Below are 26778 nucleotides of genomic sequence, written 5' to 3'. Positions count from 1 at the left end.
CTACCAATGCATCACCACCTGAGACGCAGATTCGAATTCGACTGGGGCGGGGGATAATGAAGTTTCTGACGGGGTTGCTTGCGGCGGTTCTTCTGATCGCTGCTATGGGGGCTTCTCACGCCGTGGTCCGGATCGCGGATGACCGCGGCGGCCGGATCGGAACCTACGTCGATAGGTACCAGGACCTGCGCCAGTCCGGTGACACCGTCATCATCGACGGCCTCTGCGCCTCCGCCTGCACTATCGTCCTCGGCGCCATCCCGCACGACCGGATCTGCGTCACCTCGCACGCAACGCTCGGCTTCCATGCCGCCTGGGATTTCGGCACCAACGGCCGCGCCGTGACCAATGCCGAGGCGACCCAGATGCTCTATGCGATGTATCCCTCGCAGGTGAAGCGCTGGATCAACCAGCGCGGCGGCCTCACCCCGCACATGTTGTTCCTGAAGGGCAGGCAGCTTCAGTCGATGTACAAGCCCTGCTACCTGGACGCGCAGGCCTCGGCGATCAAGCCGCCGCGCGGGTCTGTCCCGCGAGCGGAACAGCTTGAGTCCGCCCGGGGCCAGCTCCTTCACTGACATCCTCAGCATGACGGGATCCCTTTGGCCCGCCAGCGGCGCCTTGCCCGCAGGCGGCCCAAGGCCTATCTGAAGGCTAGGGAACCGGGGCCTTCGCTCCGATCGTTGTCATGGCTCAACCACTGCACCCCGCCCATCCAGTGTCGGACAATTCGCCCACTGCCGGCCGGATGCCGTCCGTGCTGCTGTTCGCTGGTGCTTGTGTTGCCGGGCTCTTCGTGACCGCAGCGCTCGTGCTCTGGTTCCACTATGGCAGCCAGGTGTTCTTCGAAATGATCAGGACCGGCTTTGCCGCCTGCTTCTAACCCGCGACAGGAAGTTTTCCGCCCATGAACTCCACTGCCCGTCCGCTGGTGATCGCGACCGCCTTCGCCTCAAGCCTCATTGTCGGTCTGCTCGTGCTGTTCTGGGCCATGGGCGGGGTCAGCAAGGTGGCGCAGCCCGCCGCGATCGGCGGTCCGTTCCAGCTCACCGACCAGAACGGCAAGGCGGTCACCGACAAGGACCTCAAGGGCAAGCCGACGCTGATCTTCTTCGGCTACACCCATTGCCCCGACGTCTGCCCGACCTCGCTGTTCGAGATCTCGGAAGTGATGCGCGCAATGGGCAAGGACGCCGACAAGGTCAATGCCGTCTTCATCTCGGTCGACCCCGAGCGCGATACGCCGGCGACCATGAAGGACTATCTGTCGAGCTTCGATCCGCATCTCGAAGGCCTGAGCGGCGATCCCGCCGAGACCGCCAAGGTGATCACGTCCTACCGGGTCTATGCCAAGAAGGTCCCGATGAAGGACGGCGACTACACCATGGACCACACCGCGCTGATCTATCTGATGGACCGCGACGCCCGCTTCGTCTCGCCGTTCAACCTGAAGCGAAGCCCCGAAGAGGCTGCGACCGAGCTGAAGCGGTATCTGTAGGCTCCCCCATCAACCGCAATCGGCGCTCGCGTTCCCGGCCGGATGGTCTATAAGGCCCTCCGATCCCAATGAAATTCGTTCATTTCCCGCCGATGGCCGCATCGCGACAGGTAAAATCGCCTAAATCCGTCCGCCGTGTCCTGCTCGGGCTGGCGGCCGGCGCCTGCCTGCTCGCAGCCGCGCCGTGCGCAAAGGCGCAGGCTCCGGCCATGCAGCCTCCCGCAGCACCCCAAGGGACGTCTCAAGGGACGTCTCAAGCCACGCCTCAGGTTGCACCCCAGGCGGCCCCCCAGGCCGTGCCCGGCTTCTGGGATCCGCGGCGGCGCCCGGAACGGCCGGATTTGTCGCGCCTGACCGTGATCCGCTTCCTGACCGAGACCGACTATCCGCCGTTCAACTACACCGGCGCCGACGGCAATCCGGCCGGCTTCAACGTCGATCTCGCCCGCTCGCTGTGCGAGGAGATCAAGGTCACCTGCACCGTGCAGATGCGCCGCTTCGAGACGCTGGTCGACGCGCTCGCCTCCAATCGGGGCGACGCCATCATCGCCTCGATGGCGGTGAGCCCGCAGCTCCGCGCCCGCGTCGACTTCACCGATCCCTATTATCGCATGCCGGCGCGCTTCGCCTCGCGCAAGGATGCGGTGATGCCGGAGATCCGGCCCGAATTTCTCGAGGGCAAGAAGGTCGGCGCGATCGCGGGCTCCGCGCATGAAGCGTATCTGAAGGCGATGTTCACCGACGCCGAGCTGCACGGCTATCCCAACGACGACGCCATGCGCGGCGCCTTGCGCAAGGGCGAGGTCGATTTCATCTTCGGCGACGCCATCTCGCTGGCGTTCTGGATCAACGGCACCGATTCCGGCGATTGCTGCGCCTTCTCCGGCGGCCCCTTCGTCGAGAGCCGCTTCTTCGGCGAGGGCATCGGCATCGCCGTGCGCAAGGGCAACGACGTGCTGCGCCAGGCCCTGAACTGGGCCCTGTTCCGCGTCTGGGAAAAAGGCCGCTACACGGATTTGTGGCTGCGGTATTTTTCGGTGAGCCCGTTTTAGTCTCGCGCTGTCTCCTCCACCGTCATTGCGAGGAGCGCAGCGACGAAGCAATCCAGAGTGTCTCCGCGGAAAGACTCCGGATTGCTTCGCTTCGCTCGCAATGACGGCGTACGCGGCAACAGCATCCCGCAAAATTGCATTCTGCCCGGAAATCGCTATTTTCCGCGGCCCGGAGGCCCCTTGATGTCCGTTATCGATCCCAACATGAGTCCGAGCGATCTTCGTGCGCTTGCCGAACAATCCAACGCCTGGCCGTTCGAGCAGGCGAAGGCCATTGTCGCGCGGCTGAAGAAAAGCCCGAAGGACGAGGTGCTGTTCGAGACCGGATACGGCCCGTCGGGGCTGCCGCATATCGGTACCTTCGGCGAAGTCGCACGCACCTCGATGGTGCGCTATGCCTTCCGCGTGCTCACCGAGGACAAGATCAAGACGCGCCTGCTTGCGTTCTCGGACGATATGGACGGCTTCCGCAAGGTGCCGGACAACGTGCCGAACAAGGACCTGCTGGCGCAATATCTGGGACGTCCGCTCACCGCCGTGCCCGACCCGTTCTCGAACGAACATCCCTCGTTCGGCGCCGCCAATAACGCGCGCTTGCGCGCGTTTCTGGATCATTTCGGCTTCGACTACGAATTCGCGAGCTCGACCGACTATTACAAATCAGGCCGCTTTGACGCGACGCTGTTGAAGATGCTGGCGGCCTACGACCAGGTCATGGCGATCATCCTGCCGACGCTGGGACCGGATCGCCGCGCCACCTATTCGCCGTTCCTGCCGATCAGCAAGACCACCGGAATCGTGCTCCAGGTGCCGATGATCCGCCGCGACGTCGCGGCGGGCACCGTGACCTATGTCGATCCCGACACGAACGAGGAAGTTGAGACGCCGGTGACCGGCGGAAATGTAAAATGCCAATGGAAGGCCGACTGGGCGATGCGCTGGGTCGCGCTTGGCGTCGACTATGAGATGGCCGGCAAGGATCTGATCGACTCTGTGAAGCTGTCCGGTGCGATCGCGAAAGCGCTCGGCGGCACGCCGCCCGAGGGTTTCAACTACGAGCTCTTCCTCGACGAGCAGGGCCAGAAGATCTCGAAGTCGAAGGGCAACGGCCTCACCATCGACGAATGGCTGCGCTACGCCTCGCCGGAATCGCTGACGCTGTTCATGTATCGCGAGCCGAAGGCGGCCAAGCGGCTGTATTTCGACGTCATCCCGCGCAACGTCGACGACTATCAGCAGTTCTCTGACGGCTTTGCCAAGCAGGATGGCAAGCAGCAGCTCGGCAATCCGGTCTGGCACATCCATAGCGGCCATCCGCCGAAGGCCGACATGCCCGTCACCTTCCAGCTGCTGCTGACGCTGGTGTCGTCGTCGAATGCGGAGAATGCCGAGACGCTGTGGGGCTTCATCGGCCGCTACCGCCCCGGCGTGTCGCCGCAGACGCATCCCAAGCTCGACGCGATGGTCGGCTATGCCATCAACTACTACCGCGACTTCGTGGCGCCGACGAAGCAGTTCCGCCAACCGACCGACGTTGAGCGCGCCGCGCTTCAGGATCTGCGCGATGCGCTGTCGCAGTTGCGGCCGGAGTCCTCGGCCGAGGAGATCCAGAATGTTGTCTACGAGATAGGCCGCCGCGATCCCTTCCTCGACCAGGTCAAGAAGGGCAAGGACGGTCGCCCCGGCGTCACGCTCGACTGGTTCAACATGCTGTATCAGGTGCTGCTGGGACAGGAGAAGGGCCCGCGCTTCGGGTCCTTCGTTGCGGTGTATGGCATCCAGAACGCGGTCAACATGATCGACGGCGCGCTGGCAAGGAGTGGGTAGACCATCCTCGGTGTGGATCGCCCGCGAAGGCGGGCGATTCAGTATTCCAGAGGCGGCCGTGATTGATTCGAGACGTCGCGGCGTACTGGATTCCCCGCCTTCGCGGGGAATGACAGCGGAGCCCCCTCACTGGCTCGCCCACACAATCCGCGCCATCCACGCCACCTCGCTCACCGCCATCGTCCGCTCGGCTTGCGCCGCATCGAGCGGCTGCAAATCCAGTGCCCTAGCCGTGCGGCGCTTCAGCGTGGCGACCGTCACCTCGCCGTCGCTGGTCTTCACCACCACGCGGTCACCTTTGCGGACCGGCGTACCCGGTGAGACCAGGATGACGTCGCCGTCGCGATAGGCCGGCTGTAGCGCGTCGCCGGAAATCTCGAGCGCAAAGGTGTGGCTGTCTTCAGTGGTGGGAAGCGCAAATTCAGTCCAGCCCTTGCCCGCTGGAAAGCCCGACTCGTCGAAGGCGCCGCTCGCACCGGCGAGCGCGAAGCCGAGCAGCGGCACCGAGCGGCCGTCGCCGGAATCGTCACCGATCAGCCTGGCAAAAATGTCGATCGAGGAATCCGCCGCCGCGAGCGCCTTCGCGATCGATTCGGTCGAGGGCCAGCGCTCGCGGCCGTCGGAGGTGACGCGCTTGGACTTGTTGAAGGTGGTGGGATCGAGCCCGGCGCGCTTGGCGAGGCCGGACGGCGACAGGCCGGCACGCTCCGCCAGCCGATCCAGCGCGACCCAGATCTGGTCGTGAGAGAGAATCCTCTGCGCTTTGGCCTGCCTGACCATGGAAGGTCCAGCCCGTCGCAACTCAGGAAAACTGTCCTCAAATCAACCGGTTTTCCGGTTTTCGCGCAAGAGGCGGCGAGGAAAGCGTTTTCAAGCGAAGTGGATGCCGGTTCGCGTCAAGAAAACGCGTCAAAAACAAGAATCTAGAGCCCCGTTCCGATTTCATCGGGACGGAATAGGCTCTAACGCTTGAGTTCGGAGGGGGTGGCCATTACGGTCGCGCCCGGGTTTTCAGACCCGCACGAGACGAAAAAACCCAAGAGACTCAAAGGGCTTCGTAACCGGTGGTCAAGATCTACAAAATCTGCCCGGCCTCGGCCTGGCGCGAGGCGGAACGGCAGGGCGTGTACCTCGGCAGCGCAGACGATGCGCGCGATGGTTTCATCCATTTCTCGACCGCGCCCCAGGTTCCCGAGACCCTGCGAAAGCATTATTTCGGGCAGCGCGCGCTGTTCCTGGTCGAGGTCGACGGCGATGTGCTCGGCAGCCAGCTGCGCTGGGAGCGTTCGCGTAACGAAGAGCTGTTTCCGCATCTCTATGGCGAGCTCGATCTCGGCGCGGTGATCGCGGTGACGAACCTCAACATGCGCTCCGACGGCGGCCACGACACCCCGGAGCTTGCACCGTGATCCGCGCCTTCGATGCCCTTTCGCTGCCGGTGTTGCGCTGGCTCGATCCGGAGGACGCCCATCGCCTTGCGATCCAGGGCCTGCGCTTCCTGCCGCCGGTCAAGCCGCGGCCGGATGATCCCAAGCTCGCGGTTCGCGCCTTCGGACTTAACTTTTCCAATCCGATCGGCATGGCCGCGGGTTTTGACAAGAGCGCCGAAGTGCCCGATGCGCTGTTGCGGCTCGGCTTCGGCTTCGTCGAGATCGGCTCGGTCACGCCGAAGCCGCAGGCTGGTAATCCGCGGCCGCGGCTATTTCGCCTCGAGCGCGACGAGGCCGTCATCAACCGCATGGGCTTCAACAATGACGGCGCCGAAGTCGCGCTGCGCCGGCTCGCCGCGCGCGCGCAGCACGGCGGCATCGTCGGCGTCAATGTCGGCGCCAACAAGGATTCGCCCGACCGTGTCGCCGACTACGTCAAGCTGATCGAGACCTTCGCGCCGGTCGCGAGCTATTTCACCGTCAACGTCTCTTCGCCGAACACGCCGGGCCTTCGCAATTTGCAGGAAGGCGCGCTGCTCGACGATCTCCTCGCAAAAGTGATCGACGCGCGCGAGCGGGTGCGCCAGAAGGCCGGCGATACGCCGGTGCTGCTGAAGATCGCGCCGGATCTGAGCCTCGCACAGCTCGACGACGTCGTGCAGGTCGCGCGCTCGCGCCGGGTCGACGGCATGATCGTGTCGAACACGACGATCGCGCGGCCGAGCACGCTGCGGGAAGAGATGCGCGCCAAGGAACAGGGCGGCCTGTCCGGCCGGCCGCTGCTTCGGTTGTCGACGCGCATGGTCGCGGAAACCTATGTGCGCGTCGAAGGTGCATTCCCGCTGATCGGCGTCGGCGGCGTCGATTCCGGTGGCGCAGCTCTGACGAAAATCCGTGCCGGCGCGAGCCTTATCCAGCTCTATTCATCGCTGGTCTACAAGGGTCTCGGCCTCGTCGACGAGATCAAGCGCGACCTGACCTCGACGCTGCTGCGCACGGGACGGGATTCGCTGTCCGAGATCGTCGGCGCCGATGCTGCCACGCTCACCGCGGAAGACTGGCCAGGGATGTAGCTCTTCGCCTCTCCCCGTGTGCGGGGAGAGGTCGGAATTTGCGAGAGCAAATTCCGGGTGAGGGGGAGTCTCCGCGAGTCCAGCTCTCACCGTCCCTGCGGAGACTCCCCCTCACCCCGACCCTCTCCCCGCAAGCGGGGCGAGGGAGGAGAGAACGTCGCCCGAAACAGCGCCGGATAGCGCGCGCCCTGCAATCCGCCGCGCGCGATGTAGAATGCGATCAGCGCCCACCACAGCCCGGTATTGCCGTACGATTGCAGCGACCACCACACGCCCAGGAAGATCGCGAGCGAAGCCAGCATCAGGTTGCGCATCTCGCGCGCCCAGGTCGCGCCGACATAGATGCCGTCGAAGCCGAAGGCGAACACGCCGGGCAGCGGTGCGAGCACGATGAACAGCAGGAAATCGCGCGCGGCGCGGCGGACGCCTTCGCTCGCCGTCATGAAGTCGATAATCGCCGGCCCGAACAGTGCGAACAGCGCAGAGACGACCAGCGCGAAGCCGAGCCCCCACAGCAGCACCAGCCGCGTCGAATCCGCAAAGCCTTTGGCGTCGCGCGCGCCGAAGGTGCGGCCGCAGAGCTGCTGCGCCGCATTGGCAAGACCGTCGAGAAAGAAGGCGCTGACCAAAAGGAAATTGTTGAGCACGGAATTTGCGGCCAGCGTCACGTCGCCGGCGCGTGCGCCCTTGGCGGTGAAGAACAGGAACACTGCGATGAGGGCCGCAGTGCGGATCATGATGTCGGAATTCACCGCCAGCATCCGCATCAGCTTTGCCCGGTCGAACAGGGTCGCGTACGGAACAGCAAAGCCGCCCTCCGCGTAGCGCCGGCATACGATGACGCCGAGGATGAATCCGACCGTCTCCGACAGCAGCGCGGCGACCGCCGCACCCGCAATGCCGGTGTCGTAGACCAGCACCAGCAAAATCGTCGCCACCATGTTGATGAGGTTGATGACGATCTGGAGCAGCAGCGCCGGATTGGCGCGCGCCTGTCCCACCAGCCAGCCGAGGATGACGTAATTGGCGAAGGCCAGCGGCGACGACCAGATCCGGATCATGAAATAGGTTTTGGCGGCGCGGGTGACGCCTTCGCTGCCGCCCATCAGGTCGAACAGCGCGGTGGTCAGCGGCAATTGCAGTGCGATCAGCGCGGCGCCGATCAGGCCTGCGACGATGAAGCCGCGCACGAGAATTGCGGTCAGCTCGCGCGCCTCGCCGGCGCCGAGCGCCTGCGCGGTGAAGGCGAGCGTGCTCATGCGCAGGAAACCGAACAGCCAGAACAGGCAGTCGAAGATCACGGAGGCCATCGCGACGCCGCCGAGCAGGGCGGCATCGTCGAGCCGTCCGATCGCGGTGGTCGAGACCACGCCGATCAGCGGCGTGGTGAGGTTCGCGATCATCGCGGGGCCGGCGATGGCGAAGACCTGGCGGGAGCCGACCTTGGGATACGCGGGCGCGTGCATGTCAGAACACCAGCACCATGCCGTCTTCGGCGGCGAGGTGCTCCACATCGTCGAGGCGCGACAGCATGTCGTCGCTCATATGGGTGAGGACGATGCGTTTTGCGCCGATCTCTGGCAAATGCTGTTCCAAGGTCTTCAGGCTGAGATGGTTCTTGACCACCTTGTCGTACATGTAGGCTTCCGCGATGAAAAGGTCGGCGCCATGCGCCAGCGGAATGAGCGTCTCCGTCCATTCGGTATCGGCGCTGTAGGCCAGGATACGGCCCTCGGTCTCGATGCGGTAGGCGAGGAACGGCCCGCCGGATTCGCCGTGCACGACCGGGTAGGGCGTCACTGTCACCGCGCCGAAGGTTTGGCGCTGCTCCGGAGCGAGCTCGACGATGGAGAGCTCGAAGCGCAGCTTGGTCTTGGAGGAGTGCTCGAACAGCGCTTCCATCACCTGGCTGAGCCGGGTCTCGATGCCTTGCGGGCCCGCGATTGTGAGCGGGCGCGTCCGCCGCGAAAATTGCGCGTCGAGCAGGACAAACGGCAGCCCGGCAAAGTGGTCGCCGTGGAAATGGGTGATCAGAATGAGGTCGATGTCGTTGCGTTCGATCTCGAGCCGCTTCAGCGCCGGCAGGGCCGACGCGCCGCAATCGATCAGGAACTTGGCCTCGCGCCCCGAGATATGGAAGCAGGTGTTGAGCCTGCCACCCGACCCGAAGGCGTCGCCGCAGCCGATGAAACGTAGTTGCATCGGCTGCGCACTCCGTGAGGGTCTAGCGGCGCGGCGTGCCGAACACGCGCATCAGCAGCCAGATCGGGATCACGATCACAGCGCCGAGCAGGAAGTAGCGCCACAGCCAGTTCACGGCATCGAAGCCGAGATCCCAGAGACGCTGGAACAGCAGGCGGATGCTGTAGATGATGTTCCAGGGATCGAAGCCGATCGCCGCCAGCACGACGCCGACCAGCACCGACAGCAGAATCAGCCGGAACGCGACCGCCAGCGGCGAGCCGCCGAGAAAGCGGTGCAGGCCATCACTGCGGCCGGCCGGCAAATCTCTGACGTCTTGGGCCATCGCAAAAACTCCTCGCGGGGATTCGCCCCGATTATAGGTCACGGCGGGGGACATGGGGAACCCGCATTTCCCCGTCAATGGCCGCCGGCTGCTGCTGCGACCTTAATTGTTGGTAGGGATTCGTCCGTCTTCAGCATCTTTTCCAGCGTTTCCAGCCGGTCGGCTTCCCGCGGCGGCTTGTCCCAGCGCAGCCGGCTGATGCGGGGAAAGCGCATGGCCACGCCGGATTTGTGCCGCGGCGAGCGCTGCAGCCCCTCGAAGGCGACCTCCAGCACCAGCCCCTTGTCCGCCTCGTGCACGACGTGGCGGACGGGGCCGAATTTTTCCGTGGTGTTGCGGCGGACGAAGCGGTCGATCTGAAGCAACTCCTCGTCGGTGAAGCCGAAATAGGCTTTTCCGACCGGCACGAGCTCGTCACCGGTCTCGCTTTGGGTCCAGACACCAAAGGTATAGTCCGAATAATAGGACGACCGCTTGCCGTGGCCGCGCTGCGCATACATCAGCACGGCGTCGATGATGTGCGGGTCGCGCTTCCATTTCCACCATTGGCCTCTCGGCCGTCCCGGCAGATATGGCGCATCGCGCCGCTTCAGCATCACGCCTTCAACGGCGTCCGCGTCCTCCCCCGCACCAGCACTCGCCGGATCAGCTCGTGCGGCGGTAAGGGCGTCCCAGCTTGCGAAGGGGACGGTGGGCGACAGATCGATGCGGGGATCGCCGAGCTTCCCGATGAACGTTTCCAGCCGCGCGCGCCGCTCGGCGAACGGCAGTTCGCGCAGATCGTTCTCGTCGTCGCCCAGAAGATCGTAGGCGCGCAGATGGATCGGAAACTCCTTGATCAGCTTCGGCGAGACAGCTTTGCGGTTGAGGCGCTGTTGCAGGACGTTGAAACTCTGCACGCGGCCCTCGCGCAGGATCAGCAGCTCGCCATCGATCGCGCCGGGCAGGCGCAGCGACGGCACGAGATCCGGAAAGCTGCCGGTGATGTCCTCGCCGGTGCGCGAATAGAGCCGCGCCGTGATTTGGTCGTGCTCGTCGCGGCCCGCGACCGCCTGCACGCGGATGCCGTCCCATTTCCATTCGGCGATATAGTCGGCGGGATCGAGCGTGGCAAAGTCGCTGTCCTCGATCGCATGCGCCAGCATCACGGGGCGGAACGGCGCGGGATCGCGGTTGACCGGTTTCTCGGCGCGCCCCTCCAGCCACGCGAACAGGTCGAGGTAGGGAGCGCTGAGCCCCGGCCAGATCAACTCGACCTCATGCGGATCCTTGTCGCCGAGTGCCGCGGCCGCGGTCTTTGCCAGCCGCGCGGAGATGCCGATGCGCAGCGCACCGGTGACGAGCTTCAGCAGCGCCCAGCGGCCGGTCTCGTCGAGTTCGTCGAGCCAGCGTTCCAGCTGCTTCGGCAATTCGGTCTTGCCGAGCGTGCGGAGCGTGGTGACGACTTCGGTCAGCGTCGGGGGCGGCGGATTGTTGTGGACGCCCAGCGCCTTCGGCCACATCAGCGCAACCGTCTCCGAAAGGTCGCCGACATAGTCGTAGGACAATCCAAACAGCACCGGATCAGTGCGCGCCGCGATCAAATCGCGGATCAACGCAGGCTTGGCGTGCTTGAAGCTGAGCGCGCCGGTCAGCGCCGCCAGCGCGTAGCCGCGGTCGGGATCGCCGACCTCGCGAAAATAACCAGTGAGGAGCCGCAGCTTGTTGTTCCGGCCGGGCTCGTAGGCGAGGCGGTCGAGCAGTTCGGCGAAACGGTTCATGCCTCGGCCTCGTCCGCAAGCGGCGTCTCGCTCTCCTCCTCGTCGCCATAACCGACGAGATCGAGCGGCTTTGCCCGCAGGCCTTTGCTTTGGCACCAATGCACCAGCGCGTCTTCCTGGCCGTGGGTGACCCAGATCTCGCCGGCGCCGGTTGCGGCAATGGTCGCCGTGAGGCCGTCCCAATCGGCGTGATCCGAGATCACCAGCGGCAGCTCGATGCCACGCTGCCGGGCGCGGGCGCGCACCCGCATCCAGCCCGATGCAAAGGCGGTGACGGGATCGGGGAAGCGGCGCGTCCAGACATCGGACGTAGCCGAGGGCGGCGCCAGCGTGATGGTGCTGGCGAGCGCCGCCTTTTTCACGCCCATGACCGGCCGCAGCTCGCCGAGCGCGATCCCGCGACTCTTGTAGTACTGCGTGATTGTCTCCATCGCGCCATGCAGATAGATCGGCGCGTCGTAGCCGGCCTGCCGCAGCAGTGCGATCACGCGCTGGGCCTTGCCGAGCGAATAGGCGCCGACGAGATGTGCGCGCTCGGGAAACAGCGCGACCGAGGCCAGCAGCTTCTTCACCTCGTCGGCCGCATCGCCGTGACGAAACACCGGCAGCCCGAACGTGGCCTCGGTGATGAAGACGTCGCAGGGCACCAGCTCGAACGGCGTGCAGGTCGGATCGGGTGCGTCCTTGTAGTCGCCGGAGGCGACGATGCAGGTGTCCTTGCACGTCACGGCGATCTGCGCCGAGCCGAGCACATGGCCGGCCGGGTGAAACTTGACGCTGGTATCGCCGAGCCGGATCTGCTCGCCATAGCGGATCGCTTGCGTCGAGCCGGCAAAGTTCTCGCCATAGCGCAGCCGCATCATGTCGAGCGTTTCCTGCGTCGCCAGCACCGCACCATGGCCGGCGCGGGCATGGTCGGAATGGCCGTGGGTAATCACGGCCCGCTCCACAGGGCGGACAGGGTCGATATGGAAGCCGCCGGGCTTGCAGCACAGGCCGGCAGCAGCTGGCAGCAGGATGTCTTGCGGACGCATGCCTGTTATATAGGTTGCGCCAACCCGTCTTCGAGTCATCCGCCCGCCTCTCTCTGGTCCCCAATGCCGCTCCGCCTGTTCCACTCCTCCGGCGATCTCATGGCCGACCGCCGCTTCGAGTTCGCGCGCGACCTCCAGCTCAAGGGCGATCTGCCCGCCGCCGCCGACCTGCTTGAGCAGGCGCTCGAACTCGCACCTGATTTTACGTCCGCCTGGTTCACGCTCGGCGAAATCCGCAGCCAGCTCGGCGAACGCGACAAGGCCATTGGGGCCTTTCGAAAATCGCGCGAGTCCGATCCCGATGACCAGCACGGCGCCCATTTGCATCTGATACGCCTCGGCGACGCGCAATTGTCCGAGATGCCCAAGGCCTATGTGCAGGCGCTGTTCGATCAATATGCGCCGCGCTTCGAGCACGTGCTGATTAACGATCTCGACTATCGCGCGCCGTCGCTGATCTTCAAGGCGGTGGTGGCCGCGCGCGTCGCCGCGAAGAAGCCCGCTCTGTTCAAGCGCGCCATCGATCTCGGTTGCGGCACCGGGCTTGCTGCCGCTGCCTTCGCCAAGCAGGTCGATCATTTCACCGGCATCGATCTGTCGGCCGGCATGATCAAGCAGGCGCGCGCCACCGAGCTCTACGTTGAGCTCGAAGTCGCCGACATGATCGACGGCCTGCGCGGCAAGACTGACGCGAGCGCGAACCTCGTCGTTGCGGCGGACGCGTTCGTCTATCTCTCCGACCTCGCTCCAGTGCTGATCGAGGCCAGGCGCGTGCTTGCGCCAAGTGGCGTGCTCGCCTTCACGCTGGAGACGCATGACGGAAGCGGCATCGTTCTCGGCGAAGGCCTGCGCTATGCCCATTCCGCGGAATATGCGCGCGGTGCCATTGCGAAGGCCGGACTCAAGTTGCTGACACTGGAGCCGGCCTCACCGCGCATCGAGAACAACGAGCCGGTGCGCGGCCTCGTCGTCGTTGCCGAGAAAACTTGAGTCTAGGCGCTAGCCTGGAGGCGATTTGAGCGTCATTGCGTCGCAAAGCGACGACTTCCCACTTGCGAGCCGCTGGTCGAAGCCAGCACAATGCGCGCACCAGGGAGAGAAACAACAATGACGAAGAATCCATCGCGGCGCGATATCAGCGCCGCCGCGCTTGCCACCATTGCCGCATCCGTCCTGCCCGCGCCTTACGTCTGGGCTGCGGAGAAAAAATACGACGCGGGCGCCAGCGACACCGAGATCAAGATCGGGCAGACCGTGCCGCATTCGGGTCCCGGCTCGCTCTATGGCGTGCTCGGCCGTATCGGCGAGGCCTATTTCCAGATGCTGAACGAGAAGGGCGGCATCAACGGACGCAAGGTCAAGTTCCTGACCATGGACGACGCCTACAGTGCGCCGAAATGCGTCGAGGCGACGCGGCGGCTCGTGGAGCAGGAGGAAGTGCTCGCGCTCTACGGCTCGCTCGGCACCGCACCGCAGACGTCGGTACACAAATATCTCAATTCCAAGGGTGTGCCGCAGCTGCTGCTTAACACCGGCGCGTCGAAGTGGAACAACCCGAAAGAGTTCAAATGGACGATGGCGGGCCTGCCGCTCTATCCAACCGAGGCGCGCATTCTGGCGCGGCACGTCGTCGGCGTGAAGCCGAATGCCAAGATCGGCATCCTCTACCAGAACGACGATTTCGGCCGTGACTTCCTCGGCCCGTTCAAGAAGGTCTTGGCGGATGCCGGCGGCACCGCGCAGGTGATCATGGAGCAGACCTACGATCTGACCGATCCGACCGTCGATTCCCAGCTCATCAATCTCTCGAAATCCGGCGCGGATGTTTTCTACAACATCACCACCGGCAAGGCGACGTCGCAGTCGATCCGCAAGGTCGCCGAGCTCGGCTGGAAGCCGCTGCAACTGCTGTCGGCGGGCTCGACCGGCCGCTCGATCCTCAATGCCGCCGGGCTGGAGAACGCCGCCGGCATCGTCGCCATCCGCTACAACAAGGAGGTCGGCGTGCCCCGGTGGGAGAAGGATCCCGACGTGATGGCGTTCGAGGAGCTGCGCAAGAAATACGTACCGACCATCGATCCCGACAACACCATCGCGTTCGCCGGTTACGGCCAGGCCGTCACCATGGGCGAGATTCTGCGCCGCTGCGGCGACGACCTTACCCGCGCCAACGTGCTGAAACAGGCCTCGAACCTCGCCGGCTTCCACTCGCCCTATTTCCTCGACGGCATCAATTACAGCTACACGCCCGACGACTACACGCCGATGAAGACGCTCTACATCTCGATCTTCAGCGGCAAGGATTGGGACATCTCCGACCAGCCGATGACGGAGTAGCTCTTCTCCCTCGCCCCGTTCTTACGGGGAGAGGGTCGGGGTGAGGGGCTCTCTCCGCGAGGACGGGGACAGTTGGACTCGCGGAGACTCCCCCTCACCCGTCGCTTCGCGCCGGCCTCTCCCCGCAAGCGGGGAGAGGCGAAGACCACCACCCCCTCGACGAACCCGCCCCCACGGCTTACCTGTGATGCCGTGCCGCCCCGTATCCGCAAAATCTCGGCCGAGCCGGCCGCGCTGCTGCCCGACCGCTTCCAGCAATGGTTCGCAGCGCGGGGCTGGTCGCCGCGCGCGCATCAATTGGAGCTGCTGGAAAAGGCGCGCGAGGATCGCTCGGCGCTCTTGATCGCGCCGACCGGCGCCGGCAAGACGCTCGCGGGATTTCTGCCGACGTTGGTGGAGCTGAGTTCCGCGCCCGCGGTCTCGACAAAATCCGTGGTGTCCACCGGCCGCGCCGTGCAGCGCAGCGGCGGCCTGCACACGCTCTACATCTCGCCGCTAAAAGCGCTCGCCGTCGACATCGCGCGCAATCTGGAGCGGCCGGTCGCCGAGATGGGCTTGCCGATCAAGATCGAGACCCGCACCGGCGACACGCCGACGTCGCGGCGGCAACGGCAGCGGCGTTATCCGCCGGATATTCTGCTGACGACGCCGGAGCAGCTCGCGCTTCTGATCTCCTCCGACGACGCGCCGTTCCTGTTCTCCTCCTTGAAACGTATCGTGCTCGACGAATTGCATGCGCTGGTGACGTCCAAGCGCGGCGATCTGCTCTCGCTGGGCCTTGCGCGGCTGTGGCGGCTGGCGCCGCAGATGCGCGCCATCGGTCTGTCGGCGACTGTGGCCGAGCCGGAATCGCTGGCCCGCTTTCTCGTGCCGCAGCCGAAGGACAAGGCGGAGTCCGCCGATATCGTCATCGCCGGCGGCGCGGCGCCGCCGCAGGTCGAGATGCTCGACACGCGCGAGCGGCTGCCCTGGGCCGGTCACAGCGCGCGCCATGCGCTGCCCGAAATCTACCAGCTGATCAAGGCGAACAGGACCACGCTGGTCTTCGTCAACACCCGCAGCCAGGCCGAGATGCTGTTCCAGAATCTCTGGCGCATGAACGACGACAACCTTGCGATCGCGCTGCATCACGGCTCGCTCGACGTCGCCCAACGCCGCAAGGTCGAGGACGCGATGTCGGCAGGCAAACTGCGCGGCGTGGTCTGCACCTCCTCGCTCGACCTCGGGGTCGACTGGGGCGACGTCGATCTCGTCGTCAATATCGGCGCGCCGAAGGGCTCCTCGCGGCTGATGCAACGCATCGGCCGCGCCAACCATCGCCTCGATGAGGCCTCGCGCGCGGTGCTGGTTCCGGCCAACCGCTTCGAAGTGCTGGAGTGCCGCGTCGCGATCGACGCCATCGCCGAGAACGCGCAGGACACGCCGCCGCTGCGCATCGGTGCCCTCGACGTGCTCGCCCAGCATGTGCTCGGCTGTGCCTGCGGCGAGCCGTTTTTCTCCGACGAACTCTACGACGAGGTGCGCACTGCAGCGCCCTACGCCGATCTCACGCGGCAGGATTTCGACGACGTCGTCGATTTCGTCGCCACCGGTGGCTACGCGCTGAAAACCTATGAGCGCTTCGCCCGTATCAAGCAGGACAGGGAAGGGCGCTGGCGCGTCGCCAATCCGAAGGTGCGGCAGAGCTACCGCATGAATGTCGGCACCATCGTGGAAGACGACATGCTGAAGGTGCGCCTGGTGCGCTCGCGCGGCGGCGGCCAAGGAAAAGCAGGTGGCTCGACAGGGGTGATCGCGCGCGGCGGGCGGTTGCTGGGCGAGATCGAGGAAGGCTTCATCGAGGGCCTGAGCCCGGCCGATACTTTCGTGTTCGGCGGCGAAGTGGTGCGCTACGAGGCGCTGGTCGAGGATCAGGTCTACGTGTCCCGCGCCAACGACAAGGACCCGAAGGTACCGTCCTACATGGGGGGCAAGTTTCCGCTCTCGACCTATCTCGCCGAACGCGTACGTCGCCTGCTCGATGACGGCCGCGCCTGGCATGCGTTGCCGGAGCAGGTGCGCGACTGGCTGTCGCTGCAACGGGACGTCTCGCGCGTGCCCGCGGTGCGCGAGCTCCTGGTCGAAAGCTTCCCGCGCGCCAACAAACATTACATCGTCTTCTATCCTTTCGAGGGACGCCTCGCGCACCAGACGCTCGGCATGCTCCTGACGCGCCGGCTGGAGCGGGCGCGCGCGCGGCCGCTCGGCTTCGTCGCCAACGAATATGCAGTCGCGATCTGGGCACTCGGCGACATGTCCTTCATGATCCGCAACGGCAAGCTCGATCTCAACGCGCTGTTCGATCCTGACATGCTCGGCGACGACCTCGAAGCCTGGCTCGCCGAATCCGCACTTATGAAGCGCACCTTCCGCAATTGCGCGATCATCTCCGGCCTGATCGCCCGCCGGCACACCGGCGAGGAGAAAAGCCGCCGCCAGGTGCTGTTCTCCACCGATCTCGTCTACGACGTGCTGCGTAAACACCAGGCCGATCACGTCCTGTTGCGCGCCGCCCGCGCCGATGCCGCCACCGGGCTGCTCGATCTGCGTCGGCTTAGTGACATGCTCACCCGCATCCAGGGCCGCATCACGCACCGGGAACTCGACCACGTCTCCCCGCTCGCCGTCCCCGTGATGCTGGAAATCGGCCGCGAGTCAGTTTATGGCGAAGCTGGCGACGAGCTGTTGGCGGAGGCCGCCGACGACCTGGTCAAAGAGGCGATGGGATAGCGGCAGGGTAAGACGTGACGGCAGGGGCGCTGGTTTCAGGGGATATCGAGGAGATGCGCGTTTCGAAGGTCACCATCTCTGGCGTGACATTCGCGGCCGATCTGTCCGGCGCTTTGTTCTGGGAAGAGCGGCGCCTGCTCGTTGTCTCCGACCTGCATCTCGAAAAAGGGTCCAGCTACGCCACGCGCGGCGTGCTGCTGCCGCCCTACGATACCATCGCGACGCTCGGCCGCCTCGCTGCTGTCATCTCCCGCCATGATCCGCGCGTGGTCATCGCGCTCGGCGACAGCTTTCACGACCGCACCGCGCATGGCCGCCTGTCGGGCGACGATCGCGAGGCTGTGGCTGCGTTGCAAACCGGCCGCGACTGGATCTGGATCTCCGGCAATCACGATCCGGCATTGCCGCGCGATCTCGGCGGCACTGTCGCCGATGAAGTCGCGATCGGCCCGATCACCTTCCGTCACGAGCCGACCGGTGCGCAGGGCGAGATCGGCGGCCATCTCCATCCCAAGGCCCGCGTCTCCACGCGCGGCCGTTCGATGGAGCGCCGCTGCTTCGCGAGTGACGGGATGCGCGCCGTGATGCCCGCCTTCGGCGCCTATGCCGGCGGCCTCAGCATCCGTGACGCCGCATTCGCAAAGATCTTTCCGAAGACCGGTTTTGTCGCGCATCTGCTCGGCGATCGTCGTGTTCACGCGATCGCCGCGTCGCGGTGTTATTGAGGACGCGGTCATGCTGCCCTCGCTTCACGATGATTGCGTCGTTTCATACGAGGTGAACTGCGAAACTCGCCAGATCAAACTTCACACAGGGCCGGATCCCAGAGACGCTGCAAAGCGCGAACAGCGACCCCGCACAATCGTTTTCAATGGTGTCGAGGGATACCAATTTGACGACGACGCATTCGGAAACATCATCTCCTCATTGGCGGCCGTCTCCATTGAGCAGGTGTTTGCGGACTACGGCTCCAGAATCGCGGAGTCTTATCGAATGGCGGGTGCCCCGGGGCCATGGGCTGCCGATTTGGCTGTTGCGGCGAAGGTGCTCGCGGCAAAGGGCATTAAGGGCTTCGTTCTAAGTTCGTCGTACGGCCTTTCTGGCTGGGTGCTGGCAAAAGAAGCTTTGGTCGCCCCTTAGCCGTCGGCTCGCTAAGCCGCCTTTGCCTGCACGTCGTCGCAGAACTCCGCGAGCCGATCTGCAAGCCGCAGCGTCGCAGGGCTGGCGCCGGGGGCGGCCATCAGCGCCACTTCCGTCCGGTTGATCGGCGCAAACCCGTCCTTCGCCGTCAGCACGCGATGATCGGACTGGATCGACATCTCCGACAAGATGCTCAGCCCCATGCCGGCAGCAACCGCGGCCTGGATGCCGGCGAGACTCGATGACGTATAGGACATGTGCCAGACGCGGCCCGCGCTCTCCAGCGCGTGGATGGCGCCGGCGCGGTAGAGGCAGCCGAGCGGGAAGCCGATCAGCGGCACCGAGGCGACATCCGCGTGGATCGGATGGCTCCTGCTGGTGACCCAGTGCACTTGCTCCGGCCACACGGCAATGGCGCCCTTTTCGCCGGCCTCGCGCTTGAACAATGCAAGGTCGAGTTCGCCGCGTTCGAGATCGCGGGCCAGATTCTTGCTCTGGTCGGCGCGCACGTCGAGCCGCAGGCCCGGATGCGAGCGCGAGAACGTCCCCAGCAGCTTTGCCAGTTGATACGCCGCAAAATCCTCGGGGATGCCGAGCCGGATCGCGCCTTCGCTGTCAGGCTCGCGCAGCACGTCGCGCGCCTCCTCCGCGAGCGTGAGCAGCCGCCGCGCATAGGACAGCAGCCGCTCGCCGGCCTCGGTCGGGCGCACATCCTTGCCGTCACGATGCAACAGCACCTGTCCGACATCCTCTTCCAGCCGCTTGATCTGCTGGCTGACCGTCGATTGCGTGCGGTGGACGCGTTCGCCGGCGCGGGTGAAGCCGCCGGCATCGACCACCGAGACGAAGCTGCGCAAAAGCTCCAGATCGAGCATGGGCGCCTCCATTCGAAAATCCACTGATAGTAAGTTAATCATTTAATTTTCAAATGGCAAGCCTAGCCTCTAAATCGAGGGTTCAGGAGAATGCCCACATGTCGCTCGCCCCCTCGATTTCGGTTCCCCGCAGCCGCTTCAACAGCCTGCCGCTCGCCATCGGCGTGTTCTGCCTGCTCTGGAGCTACGCCTTCGTCGCCGGCAAGATCGGCGTCACCCATTGCCCACCGCTGGTCCTGCTCGCCGCGCGCTTCTCGCTCGCCGGCATTTTAATCCTGGGCGCGACACTGATTCGTGGTGACTGGTCGCTGTCCTGGCGTGATGCCGCGATCTTTGCCGTGCTCGGGATTGCCAACAACGCGCTCTATCTCGGGCTCGGCTACACCGGCCTGCAATCGGTCTCCGCCGGCCTCGGCGGGCTGATCGTCTCGGCCAATCCGGTGTTCACGGCGGCGCTCGCCGCGCTCCTGCTCGGCGAAGGTATGACCTGGCGCAAGGCGATCGGCCTGCTGCTCGGCATCATCGGCGTGATGGCGATCGTCTGGCATCGCCTGTCGGTCGGCACCGACTCATTGCACGGCATCATGTTCACGCTGGCCTCGCTCGCTTCCATCGTTGCCGGCACCATCCTGTTCAAGCTGCTCGCGCCCAAGGGTTCCCTGTGGATCGGCAACGGCGTGCAGAATCTCGCTGCCGGCATCGTGCTGACGCCGGTCGCGTTCACCTTCGCCGATGTCCATGCCATCGATTTTACGCCGGGCCTGATCGGCGCCTTCGCGTTCCTCGTGCTCGGCGGCTCGATCCTCGCCTACTGGCTCTGGTTTCATCTCCTGAAAGTGTGTGGCGCCACCGCCGCCAGCGCCTATCATTTCCTGATGCCGCCGCTCGCGATGCTGTTCGCGTATCTCGTGCTCGGCGAGCATCTCGAAGCGCGCGATCTGCTCGGGATCATTCCGGTGGCGCTCGGCATCTATCTGGTGACGCGGCCGGCCAAGGCGCTTTCGTAAAAGTCAGCATCGTAAGGAAGGTTCTTCATGCCCATTTCCATCACCCTGATCGGTGGCCCCACCGCGCTGATCGAGATCGACGGCTTCCGCCTGCTCACCGATCCGACCTTCGATGCGCCCGGGGACTATCAATTGCCGCATGTGAAGCTGGAGAAGACCATCGGTCCCGCGCTCAAGGCTGACGCGATCGGCCCGATCGATGCGGTCCTGCTCAGCCACGACCAGCATTCGGACAATCTCGACAATTCCGGCCGTGAGTATCTCAAGCACGCCAAGCGCGTGCTGACGACCGAGGCCGGCGCCAAGCGCCTCGCCGGCCATGTCGAGGGCCTCGCGCCCTGGGCTACCGCGCATGTCAGGGATCGCGACGGCAATTCGCTGACGATCACCGCGACGCCCGCGCGCCACGGCCCGGCCGGCATCGAGCCGTTGTCCGGCGATGTCATTGGCTTCGTGGTGGCGTCGAGCCGCAAGGATACGCGCCCGATCTACATCAGCGGCGACACCACCTGGTTCGATGGCGTTTCCGAAGTTGCGCGCCGCTTCAAATGCGGCGTCGTGCTGCCGTTTGCGGGCGCGGCGCAAACGCTCGGGCCGTTCCATCTCACCATGGACACCAACGACACCATCGAGACCGCGCGCGCCTTTCCCGATGCGATGATCGTGCCACTGCACACCGAGGGTTGGGCGCATTTCCGCCAGAACAGCGAGGATTTGCGCAAGACGTTCGACGTGCTGGGTTTTGGGACGCGGCTGCGGCTGCTGGAGCCCGGTGTGCCGACGGTGGTGGAGGCGCCTTAAGTTAAGTCGTCATTGCGAGCGAAGCGAAGCAATCCAGAGTCCCTCCGCGGTGGCAGTCTGGATTGCTTCGCTTCGCTCGCAATGACGGAGAATGCGGCTAATCCTTCCGAAACACGATCGACGCCATCCATCCCGTCATCAGCGCCATCGCCGCGGTGATGAGGCCGTAGACGAGCCCGTTCTGCCGCGCGGTCGTCGCGACGAACTGCTCGAAGCCGACCTTGACGATCTCGAACGCGGTCTCGGTCTTGCCGACGAACGCGCCGTTGGCAAACAGCTTGATCTCAACCTCATAGGTTCCGATCGGCACCTCCGCGGGCAGCGGAATGCCGGTGCGGAACAGCGTCGGCGTCAAGAACGTCACCGCACTCGCATCCTCGCGGTAGAGCCCGCGCTCGGTGCGCAGGCGGATGAAGGCCGACCGAAACGCGTCGTTCGGCACCACGTCGGCATAGTCGCCGCTGACGCGCTGCGTCAGCAGCACATTGTTGAGCCCGATCTGCTGCCTCCGCGCGATCTCGGGCGAGGTGATGAGGTCGAGGGAGCGGTTGGCGAACAGCGCGAGGTAGCTCGGCACCTGCAGGAACTGGCGGTAATCGGTGTTGATCCAGATGCCGAATCTGCGCTCCTTGCGCCGCGTCACCATGTCGGCGCGCGGGCCCATCACGGTGACCACGAGGTCGTAGGTCGTGCGGTCCGCGGGCGTCGTTGCATCCTTCTCGACCGAGCCGAACAGCACCAGCTCCTCGCCGGAATAGTTCGGCGTCACCGTGACGCGGTGGTTGGAAACCGACACGATCAGCCGCTCGGCGCGCGCGGCGCCGCTGAACAGCAGAACGACAAGAGCGGCCAGGAGTGCGCGCATCATCCGTTCGCCCCCAGCTCGCGGATGGTGAAGAGATCCTCGGGCCGGATCACCAGCTCGACCGCAAAGCGGACGCCGACCGAGAGGATCAGCAGGCCCAGCAGCAGCCGCAACTGCTCGCCGCGGATTTTCTGGCCCGCGCGTGCCCCGAACTGCGCGCCGGTGACGCCGCCGACCATCAGGATCAGCGCCAGCACCGCATCGACCAGATGATTGGTCACCGCATGCAGCATGGTCGCGAACAGCATGGTGACGAGCGTCAGCACCATCGAGGTCCCGATCACCGTCGAGGTCGGCACCCGCAACAGATAAATCATGATCGGCACCAGGATGAAGCCGCCGCCGATGCCCATGATGGCGCCGATGAAGCCGATCACGAGGCCGACGATCACAACGGGAATGACCGACAGATAGATCTTGGAGCGCTTGAACCGCATTTTCAGCGGCAGGCGGTGGATCCAGTTGTGCATTCGCCGAGGCGGCACGGTGCCGCGCCGGGTCCGCATCAGCGCGCGCAGGCCTTCCGAAAACATCAGGCTGCCGACCGTGCCGAGCAGCACGACATAGGACAGCGCAATCATCAGATCGAGCTGGCCAAGTGCGCGAAGCTGCGTGAAGGTCCACACCCCGAGTGCCGTGCCGGTCACGCCGCCGCAGAGCAAGACGCCCGCCAGCGCCGGATCGATCGCGCGTCGTCGCCAATAGGACAGCGCACCGGAAAAGGAAGAGGCCGCGATGTGGCTTGCGACAGAAGCAACCGCGACCGCCGGCGTGATGCCGATGAAGATCAACAGCGGCGTCATCAGGAAGCCGCCGCCGATCCCGAACATGCCGGAAACGAAGCCGACGGCGGCGCCCATCGCCAGCACCAGGAAGACATTGACCGGAAGATCGGCGATCGGAAGGTAGAGCTGCATCGGACCCACGCTCCGGCGAGACGGATCGATTTCGCGGAATGCTCGCAGGAAGGGCAGAACGATTGCCGCGCTCTTCAATAGCTGAATTTGCAGGCGGGCGGGATCAGGAAATTTGCGCGTGGTGAATGGAGCGCGATTGGAGCGCGATGAGATTAAACCCGATCGCTACAACGAAGGTGCGCTCCCTCTCCCGCTTGCGGGGGAGGGTTGGGGAGGGGGTGTCTCCGCAATCGAGACTCCCGGTGTGGAGAAAGCCCCCCACCCGCCGCGCTTCGCGCGTCGACCTCCCCCGCAAGCAGGAGAGGTTAAGCGAGCCCGTGGTTAGCTGATTTGACCTAAGCCTATTTTGATCAGTGCGCCGCCGAAGCTGACTTCTTGCTCGCAACCGGCTTCGGCGCCGGCTTCGTGGTCGCCTGCGGACCACCGTCCCAGCCGCCGGCGGGCGTCATCACGTTGACGGCGTCGTCGGGCTGCGGCTCGGCGCTGAACGTCTGGATCGCGAGCTTGGCGGCGGCGAGCGACTGCGGATCGAGGCGCTTGGCGACATCGTCGCGCTTGCCGGCAGCGTCCGCGTCACCCTGCGCGGCTGCAAGGGTGAACCATTTGTAGGATTCGGCGAGATTCTGTTCCACGCCGATGCCGCGGGCATAGAGGATGCCGAGGTTGAACTGGCTGTCGGCGACGCCGCGGTCGGCGGCCTTGCGGAACCACTGCGCCGCGCTCTTGTAGTTGGCGCCGCGTCCGCCGCCGTCGGCGTCGAGCACCGCGAGATTGTGCATCGCCTTGGCGTTGCCGCGCTCTGCCGCCTGCGTGTAGTAGCGGCGGGCGATGTCGGCGTCCTTCTTCACCCCTAAGCCCTTTTCGTAGAGCGTGCCGAGGCGGAAGGTTGCCGGCACCACGCCGGCCTGCGCCGCGCGGTCGTACCATTTCGCGGCTTCGTCGTAGTTTGCGGCGACGCCCTTGCCCTCGGCAAAGCGGACGCCGATCTCGTAGGCCGCGGTCGCGTCGCCCTTCATTGCGGCGGTGCGCAAGCCTGGGCCACCGATGCCATCAGGCAGTTTTTCGCTCGGCGGCACCTGGACGAGGCCGAGCCGCGCGCGGCTCATGCCCGACAGTGCGCCGGTGACGTCGCTGGAGGCCGCGGGTGGCGCTGCGGCGGGAGCGGGCGGGATTTCGACCGATGCCGTCCCACTGGGATTCGTTGCAGCCGGCGCGGCATTGTTCAGGGATTGCTTCCCGATCGGCGTCGGCGAGGTCATCGACGGCGTGACCTGCTCCGGCGCGGCGGGCTTGATCTCGACCGGCGGCGGCGCCTGCGGCGCGGGCTCGCTGGAATTCTCCATCGCCTGCGGCGCCGGCGATGTGCTGCCGCCTTCGAGCAGGTTCATCGCCATCTTGAAGGTGCCGAGCACGATCACGACCACGCTCGCGCCGACCAGCAGCGAGCGGATCTTCGAGGTGAAGGTCGAGCCGCCTTCCTCGCCCTTGGCCTTGGCGCGGCCGGCGATTGCCGCCTTGGCGCCGCGGCCGGGTTTCTCGGGGGGCTGCGCGGCAGCGGCCTGCGCAGCACGGCGCGCGGCGGCGATGAAGCTCGACGACGACACCGGCTCTTTTGGCGCTGCAGGAATTTCGCTGATCGCGCTTTCGGACGCGGCAATGCGCTCCGACGGCGTGGCGGCGCGTCCGCCCGGTCGGGTGCCCGGCTCGAGCGGGTGGTCTGGCGGTAGTTCGGGCGCGATCGCTGCGCGTGCGGGCGCGGTGTGCGGCTCCAGGATCTCGCTGATCGCGCGCGGCGGAACCGGCGGCGCCATCGGCATCGGCGGCGCGGCAGGCGCTGCGGCATGGAATTCGCGTGGCGCAGCGACGAACGCGCCCTGCGCGTGCTGCGCGGCGGCGGGGTTCTGAAGCTCAGGCTTCGGATCGTATTGCGGCTGCTGCGGCTGGGGCTGCGGCTCGCGCGCCATCGGTGCCGGCTCGATCGGGGCGGCCATCGACATGAGCCCGGGCATCGCCTGCTGCATCGGCTGCGGCGCAGCGGCCGGCGGCGCGGTACGCACCGCGCGTAGATCGCCCTCGATCATGGAGAGGCGATCGACGACATGGCCGAGCGTGTTGTGCACCGCTTCGAGCGAATCCTGGGTGTTGCGGTTGGTCTCGGACTGGCTGAAGCGGATGTCGGAGAGCTCGCGCTTGAGCAGGTCGGCCACGTCGGAATCGGACGGCGGTGCCGAGCTGCGGCTCTCGGCGAGTGCGGAATAGGTCGCCTGCTGCCGCTCCAGGTGGCGCAGGATGTCGTGCAGCCCGTCCTCGACGCGGCTTAAGTTTCCGCCGCGCGGATCGGAGGCGGTCTCGATCCGCTCCAGCAGATAGGAGACCCGCTGTTCGAGATGCGCGAAGGTCGAGGTCGAGTCGTTGCCGACCTGCATGCGGTCGAAACGGTCCGATAGCGCGCGGATCGCGCTTTCCAGATGTTCGGTGCTTTCCGCAGGCTGAGGCCGCTCGCGCGTTTCCAGCGCGGAGGTGAGCGCGGCGATGCGCTGCTCCAGCACCGCGAAGCTGTCGTTGTGGCCCGAAGAGCGGGTGACCTGGTCGACCTTGGACGACAGCAGCTGCACGTCTTCGGAGAGCCGTGCCAGCGCTTCGTTGGAGGCGACGTTGGAGACGATGCCGCGCAGCGCCGAGATCGCGCCTTCGAGCTGTCGCACCGTCGACGGATCGTCATTGGCGCGCAGGATCAGATCGAGCTTGGCGCCGAGATTGCGAATCGCCTCGTCATAGCCGGTGAGCTGCTCGGCCGGCGTCAGCGTGCGCAGCACCTGCTTGATGTCGGCCAGCGCGCGCTCGATGCCGGACAGCACCTGACCGTCGGTGCCGTTGGAGCGGGTCTCGTCGATGCGACGGTGCAGCGAGCGGATCTCGTTCTCGATCGATTCGATCGCGCGGCGCGGCATCGCCTCGGTGATGGCGTTGCGGATCTCGGCGAGCTCGGCGCGGAAGCCGTTGATCGCCTGCTCGGTATTGTCAGGACGCTGGAGCGATTCGATCTGGCTCGTGATCTTGAGCAGATGGCGTTCAAGCGACGTGAAATCCGGACCCGGCTGCTGCTGCGGCGGCGGCGTGTAGGCCGGCGTGGGCGGCGCCATCGGCGGCAAGGGCGTGGCAAAGGCAGCTGTCGGCGCGATCGACGGCGCGGCGCGTGGCGGCAGCTGCCGCGGCGCGAATCCGTCGAGCTCGCTCTGCCGTGCCGTGATCTGGGCGACGGCGACGTCGAACGAGGCGGGGCTTAAGGGAGGAGAGTTGCGATAAACCTGTGTGGCCGCGCGCTCGACTGCATCGGCCTGGCGCTGGCGCGTCTCGACCGGCGCGGAGCGGGGCGCCTGGGGCTGCTGCGGTTGAGGCTGTTGTGGCCGCGAGATCTGCGACAGCCGCGCATCGAGCCGCGAGATCGCATCGTTGAGCTGGCGTGCGACGCCCTGCTCGCGCGAGACGCCTTGGTCACGCGAGGAGTCCTGGCGCGGCGCGGGCTTTGAAATCCGTTCGATCTGCTGGGTGATCGCGTCGAGCCGCTGGTGGATGTCCGCGACTTCGCGGCTTTCCTGACTCGGTCCCTGGCTAGGTCCTTGGCTCGGCAGTTGCGGCGAACGCGGATCGGGACGCAGCTCTTGACGTTGATCCTGACGCTGCTCGTAAGGCCCGCGAAAGTTGGGTGGGGCGGAATCGCCGAGCGTGGAGTTCAGCCAATCGTTGAGTGACATGCCAGCGCGACGCGCAGCAGCTTCGGCCCGCTCCCTCACGGATGGATCGATGCCGTCAACACTCCCCGATACGCGCGAATTCATGACTCTGTCCGGTTCCGACTTCGGCGC

Annotated in this window: 24 protein-coding genes; 14 read left to right on the top strand and 10 right to left on the bottom strand. The window is 65.5% G+C overall.

Translation table 11 applies throughout. The annotated features are described in order from the left end of the window. Positions 1-56: 56 nt before the first annotated feature. The 5 genes from ACPPVR_RS40095 to ACPPVR_RS40075 all read left to right on the top strand — a co-directional run bounded on the left by ACPPVR_RS40095 (position 57) and on the right by ACPPVR_RS40075 (position 4377). Positions 57-578 carry a hypothetical protein gene (locus ACPPVR_RS40095; RefSeq protein ID WP_426611988.1) on the top strand — a complete coding sequence of 174 codons (522 nt, stop codon included), beginning with the start codon at positions 57-59 and terminating at the stop codon, positions 576-578. Positions 579-688: 110 nt separating this feature from the next. Further along, positions 689-883: a hypothetical protein gene (locus tag ACPPVR_RS40090; RefSeq protein ID WP_426611987.1), complete on the top strand. Its 195-nt coding sequence runs from the start codon at positions 689-691 to the stop codon at positions 881-883. Positions 884-907: 24 nt separating this feature from the next. Beyond that, a complete protein-coding gene (locus tag ACPPVR_RS40085) occupies positions 908-1498 on the top strand; it encodes an SCO family protein (protein WP_426611986.1) in 591 nt (196 codons plus the stop codon). 92 nt (positions 1499-1590) lie between these two features. Then, positions 1591-2550: a transporter substrate-binding domain-containing protein gene (locus tag ACPPVR_RS40080; protein ID WP_426616282.1), complete on the top strand. Its 960-nt coding sequence runs from the start codon at positions 1591-1593 to the stop codon at positions 2548-2550. Positions 2551-2733: 183 nt separating this feature from the next. After that, positions 2734-4377, top strand: coding sequence for a lysine--tRNA ligase (locus ACPPVR_RS40075; RefSeq protein WP_426611985.1), 1644 nt, complete (start codon positions 2734-2736; stop codon positions 4375-4377). A gap of 126 nt (positions 4378-4503) precedes the next feature. Here ACPPVR_RS40075 and ACPPVR_RS40070 read toward each other — a convergent pair whose 3' ends face one another. Continuing rightward, entirely contained in the window at positions 4504-5157 is a 654-nt protein-coding gene (locus ACPPVR_RS40070) for a S24 family peptidase (RefSeq protein WP_426611984.1), read from the bottom strand. Between the two features lie 284 nt (positions 5158-5441). On the opposite strand from ACPPVR_RS40070, the gene ACPPVR_RS40065 reads away from it, so the two are divergent. Both ACPPVR_RS40065 and ACPPVR_RS40060 read left to right on the top strand, forming a co-directional pair. After that, positions 5442-5786 (top strand): DUF952 domain-containing protein, encoded by a 345-nt coding sequence (locus ACPPVR_RS40065; RefSeq protein ID WP_426611983.1) that lies wholly within the window; start codon positions 5442-5444, stop codon positions 5784-5786. Continuing rightward, positions 5783-6880 carry a quinone-dependent dihydroorotate dehydrogenase gene (locus ACPPVR_RS40060; protein WP_426611982.1) on the top strand — a complete coding sequence of 366 codons (1098 nt, stop codon included), beginning with the start codon at positions 5783-5785 and terminating at the stop codon, positions 6878-6880. Before ACPPVR_RS40065 ends, ACPPVR_RS40060 begins: the two co-directional genes overlap by 4 nt. 86 nt (positions 6881-6966) lie before the next feature. Here ACPPVR_RS40060 and ACPPVR_RS40055 read toward each other — a convergent pair whose 3' ends face one another. The 5 genes from ACPPVR_RS40055 to ACPPVR_RS40035 all read right to left on the bottom strand — a co-directional run bounded on the left by ACPPVR_RS40055 (position 6967) and on the right by ACPPVR_RS40035 (position 12201). Beyond that, positions 6967-8346, bottom strand: a complete 1380-nt coding sequence (locus ACPPVR_RS40055; protein ID WP_426611981.1) for an MATE family efflux transporter — start codon at positions 8344-8346, stop codon at positions 6967-6969. Between the two features lies 1 nt (position 8347). Next, complete coding sequence (locus ACPPVR_RS40050; RefSeq protein ID WP_426611980.1) at positions 8348-9082, bottom strand: MBL fold metallo-hydrolase; 735 nt, start codon at positions 9080-9082, stop codon at positions 8348-8350. Positions 9083-9104: 22 nt separating this feature from the next. After that, entirely contained in the window at positions 9105-9407 is a 303-nt protein-coding gene (locus tag ACPPVR_RS40045) for a DUF6460 domain-containing protein (RefSeq protein WP_426611979.1), read from the bottom strand. A 74-nt stretch (positions 9408-9481) separates the two neighbouring features. After that, positions 9482-11167: a cisplatin damage response ATP-dependent DNA ligase gene (locus ACPPVR_RS40040; RefSeq protein WP_426611978.1), complete on the bottom strand. Its 1686-nt coding sequence runs from the start codon at positions 11165-11167 to the stop codon at positions 9482-9484. Then, positions 11164-12201 carry a ligase-associated DNA damage response exonuclease gene (locus ACPPVR_RS40035; protein ID WP_426611977.1) on the bottom strand — a complete coding sequence of 346 codons (1038 nt, stop codon included), beginning with the start codon at positions 12199-12201 and terminating at the stop codon, positions 11164-11166. Before ACPPVR_RS40035 ends, ACPPVR_RS40040 begins: the two co-directional genes overlap by 4 nt. Positions 12202-12264: 63 nt before the next feature. Here ACPPVR_RS40035 and ACPPVR_RS40030 point away from each other — a divergent pair, with 63 nt between their 5' ends. From ACPPVR_RS40030 to ACPPVR_RS40010, 5 genes are all read left to right on the top strand, one after another. Further along, positions 12265-13191, top strand: a complete 927-nt coding sequence (locus tag ACPPVR_RS40030) for a methyltransferase domain-containing protein (protein WP_426611976.1) — start codon at positions 12265-12267, stop codon at positions 13189-13191. A 117-nt stretch (positions 13192-13308) separates the two neighbouring features. Beyond that, the gene (locus ACPPVR_RS40025) at positions 13309-14538 is read left to right on the top strand and encodes an ABC transporter substrate-binding protein (RefSeq protein ID WP_426611975.1); all 1230 of its coding nucleotides are present in this window, start codon (positions 13309-13311) and stop codon (positions 14536-14538) included. A gap of 192 nt (positions 14539-14730) precedes the next feature. Further along, positions 14731-17307: a ligase-associated DNA damage response DEXH box helicase gene (locus ACPPVR_RS40020; protein WP_426611974.1), complete on the top strand. Its 2577-nt coding sequence runs from the start codon at positions 14731-14733 to the stop codon at positions 17305-17307. 53 nt (positions 17308-17360) lie between these two features. Further along, a complete protein-coding gene (gene pdeM, locus ACPPVR_RS40015) occupies positions 17361-18032 on the top strand; it encodes a ligase-associated DNA damage response endonuclease PdeM (protein WP_426611973.1) in 672 nt (223 codons plus the stop codon). Positions 18033-18042: 10 nt separating this feature from the next. Continuing rightward, entirely contained in the window at positions 18043-18447 is a 405-nt protein-coding gene (locus ACPPVR_RS40010) for a hypothetical protein (RefSeq protein WP_426611972.1), read from the top strand. Positions 18448-18458: 11 nt separating this feature from the next. On the opposite strand, the gene ACPPVR_RS40005 is transcribed toward ACPPVR_RS40010, so the two are convergent. Beyond that, entirely contained in the window at positions 18459-19322 is an 864-nt protein-coding gene (locus ACPPVR_RS40005) for a LysR family transcriptional regulator (RefSeq protein ID WP_426611971.1), read from the bottom strand. Between the two features lie 98 nt (positions 19323-19420). Here ACPPVR_RS40005 and ACPPVR_RS40000 point away from each other — a divergent pair, with 98 nt between their 5' ends. Both ACPPVR_RS40000 and ACPPVR_RS39995 read left to right on the top strand, forming a co-directional pair. Then, positions 19421-20329 (top strand): DMT family transporter, encoded by a 909-nt coding sequence (locus ACPPVR_RS40000; RefSeq protein WP_426611970.1) that lies wholly within the window; start codon positions 19421-19423, stop codon positions 20327-20329. Positions 20330-20356: 27 nt separating this feature from the next. Continuing rightward, entirely contained in the window at positions 20357-21130 is a 774-nt protein-coding gene (locus tag ACPPVR_RS39995; RefSeq protein WP_426611969.1) for an MBL fold metallo-hydrolase, read from the top strand. A gap of 97 nt (positions 21131-21227) precedes the next feature. Here the strand turns inward: ACPPVR_RS39995 and ACPPVR_RS39990 are convergent, their stop codons facing one another. From ACPPVR_RS39990 to ACPPVR_RS39980, 3 genes are all read right to left on the bottom strand, one after another. Continuing rightward, a complete protein-coding gene (locus ACPPVR_RS39990; protein WP_426611968.1) occupies positions 21228-21998 on the bottom strand; it encodes a TIGR02186 family protein in 771 nt (256 codons plus the stop codon). Next, positions 21995-22912, bottom strand: coding sequence for a sulfite exporter TauE/SafE family protein (locus tag ACPPVR_RS39985; protein ID WP_426611967.1), 918 nt, complete (start codon positions 22910-22912; stop codon positions 21995-21997). The genes ACPPVR_RS39990 and ACPPVR_RS39985 overlap by 4 nt, the downstream gene beginning before the upstream one ends. Before the next feature lie 350 nt (positions 22913-23262). Then, a complete protein-coding gene (locus tag ACPPVR_RS39980; protein WP_426611966.1) occupies positions 23263-26751 on the bottom strand; it encodes a hypothetical protein in 3489 nt (1162 codons plus the stop codon). Positions 26752-26778 lie beyond the last annotated feature (27 nt).

It is taken from the genome of Bradyrhizobium sp. McL0616 (genome assembly GCF_049993385.1).
Classification (GTDB): Bacteria; Pseudomonadota; Alphaproteobacteria; order Rhizobiales; family Xanthobacteraceae; genus Bradyrhizobium.
This window is presented reverse-complemented; position numbering and strand designations above follow the sequence as displayed.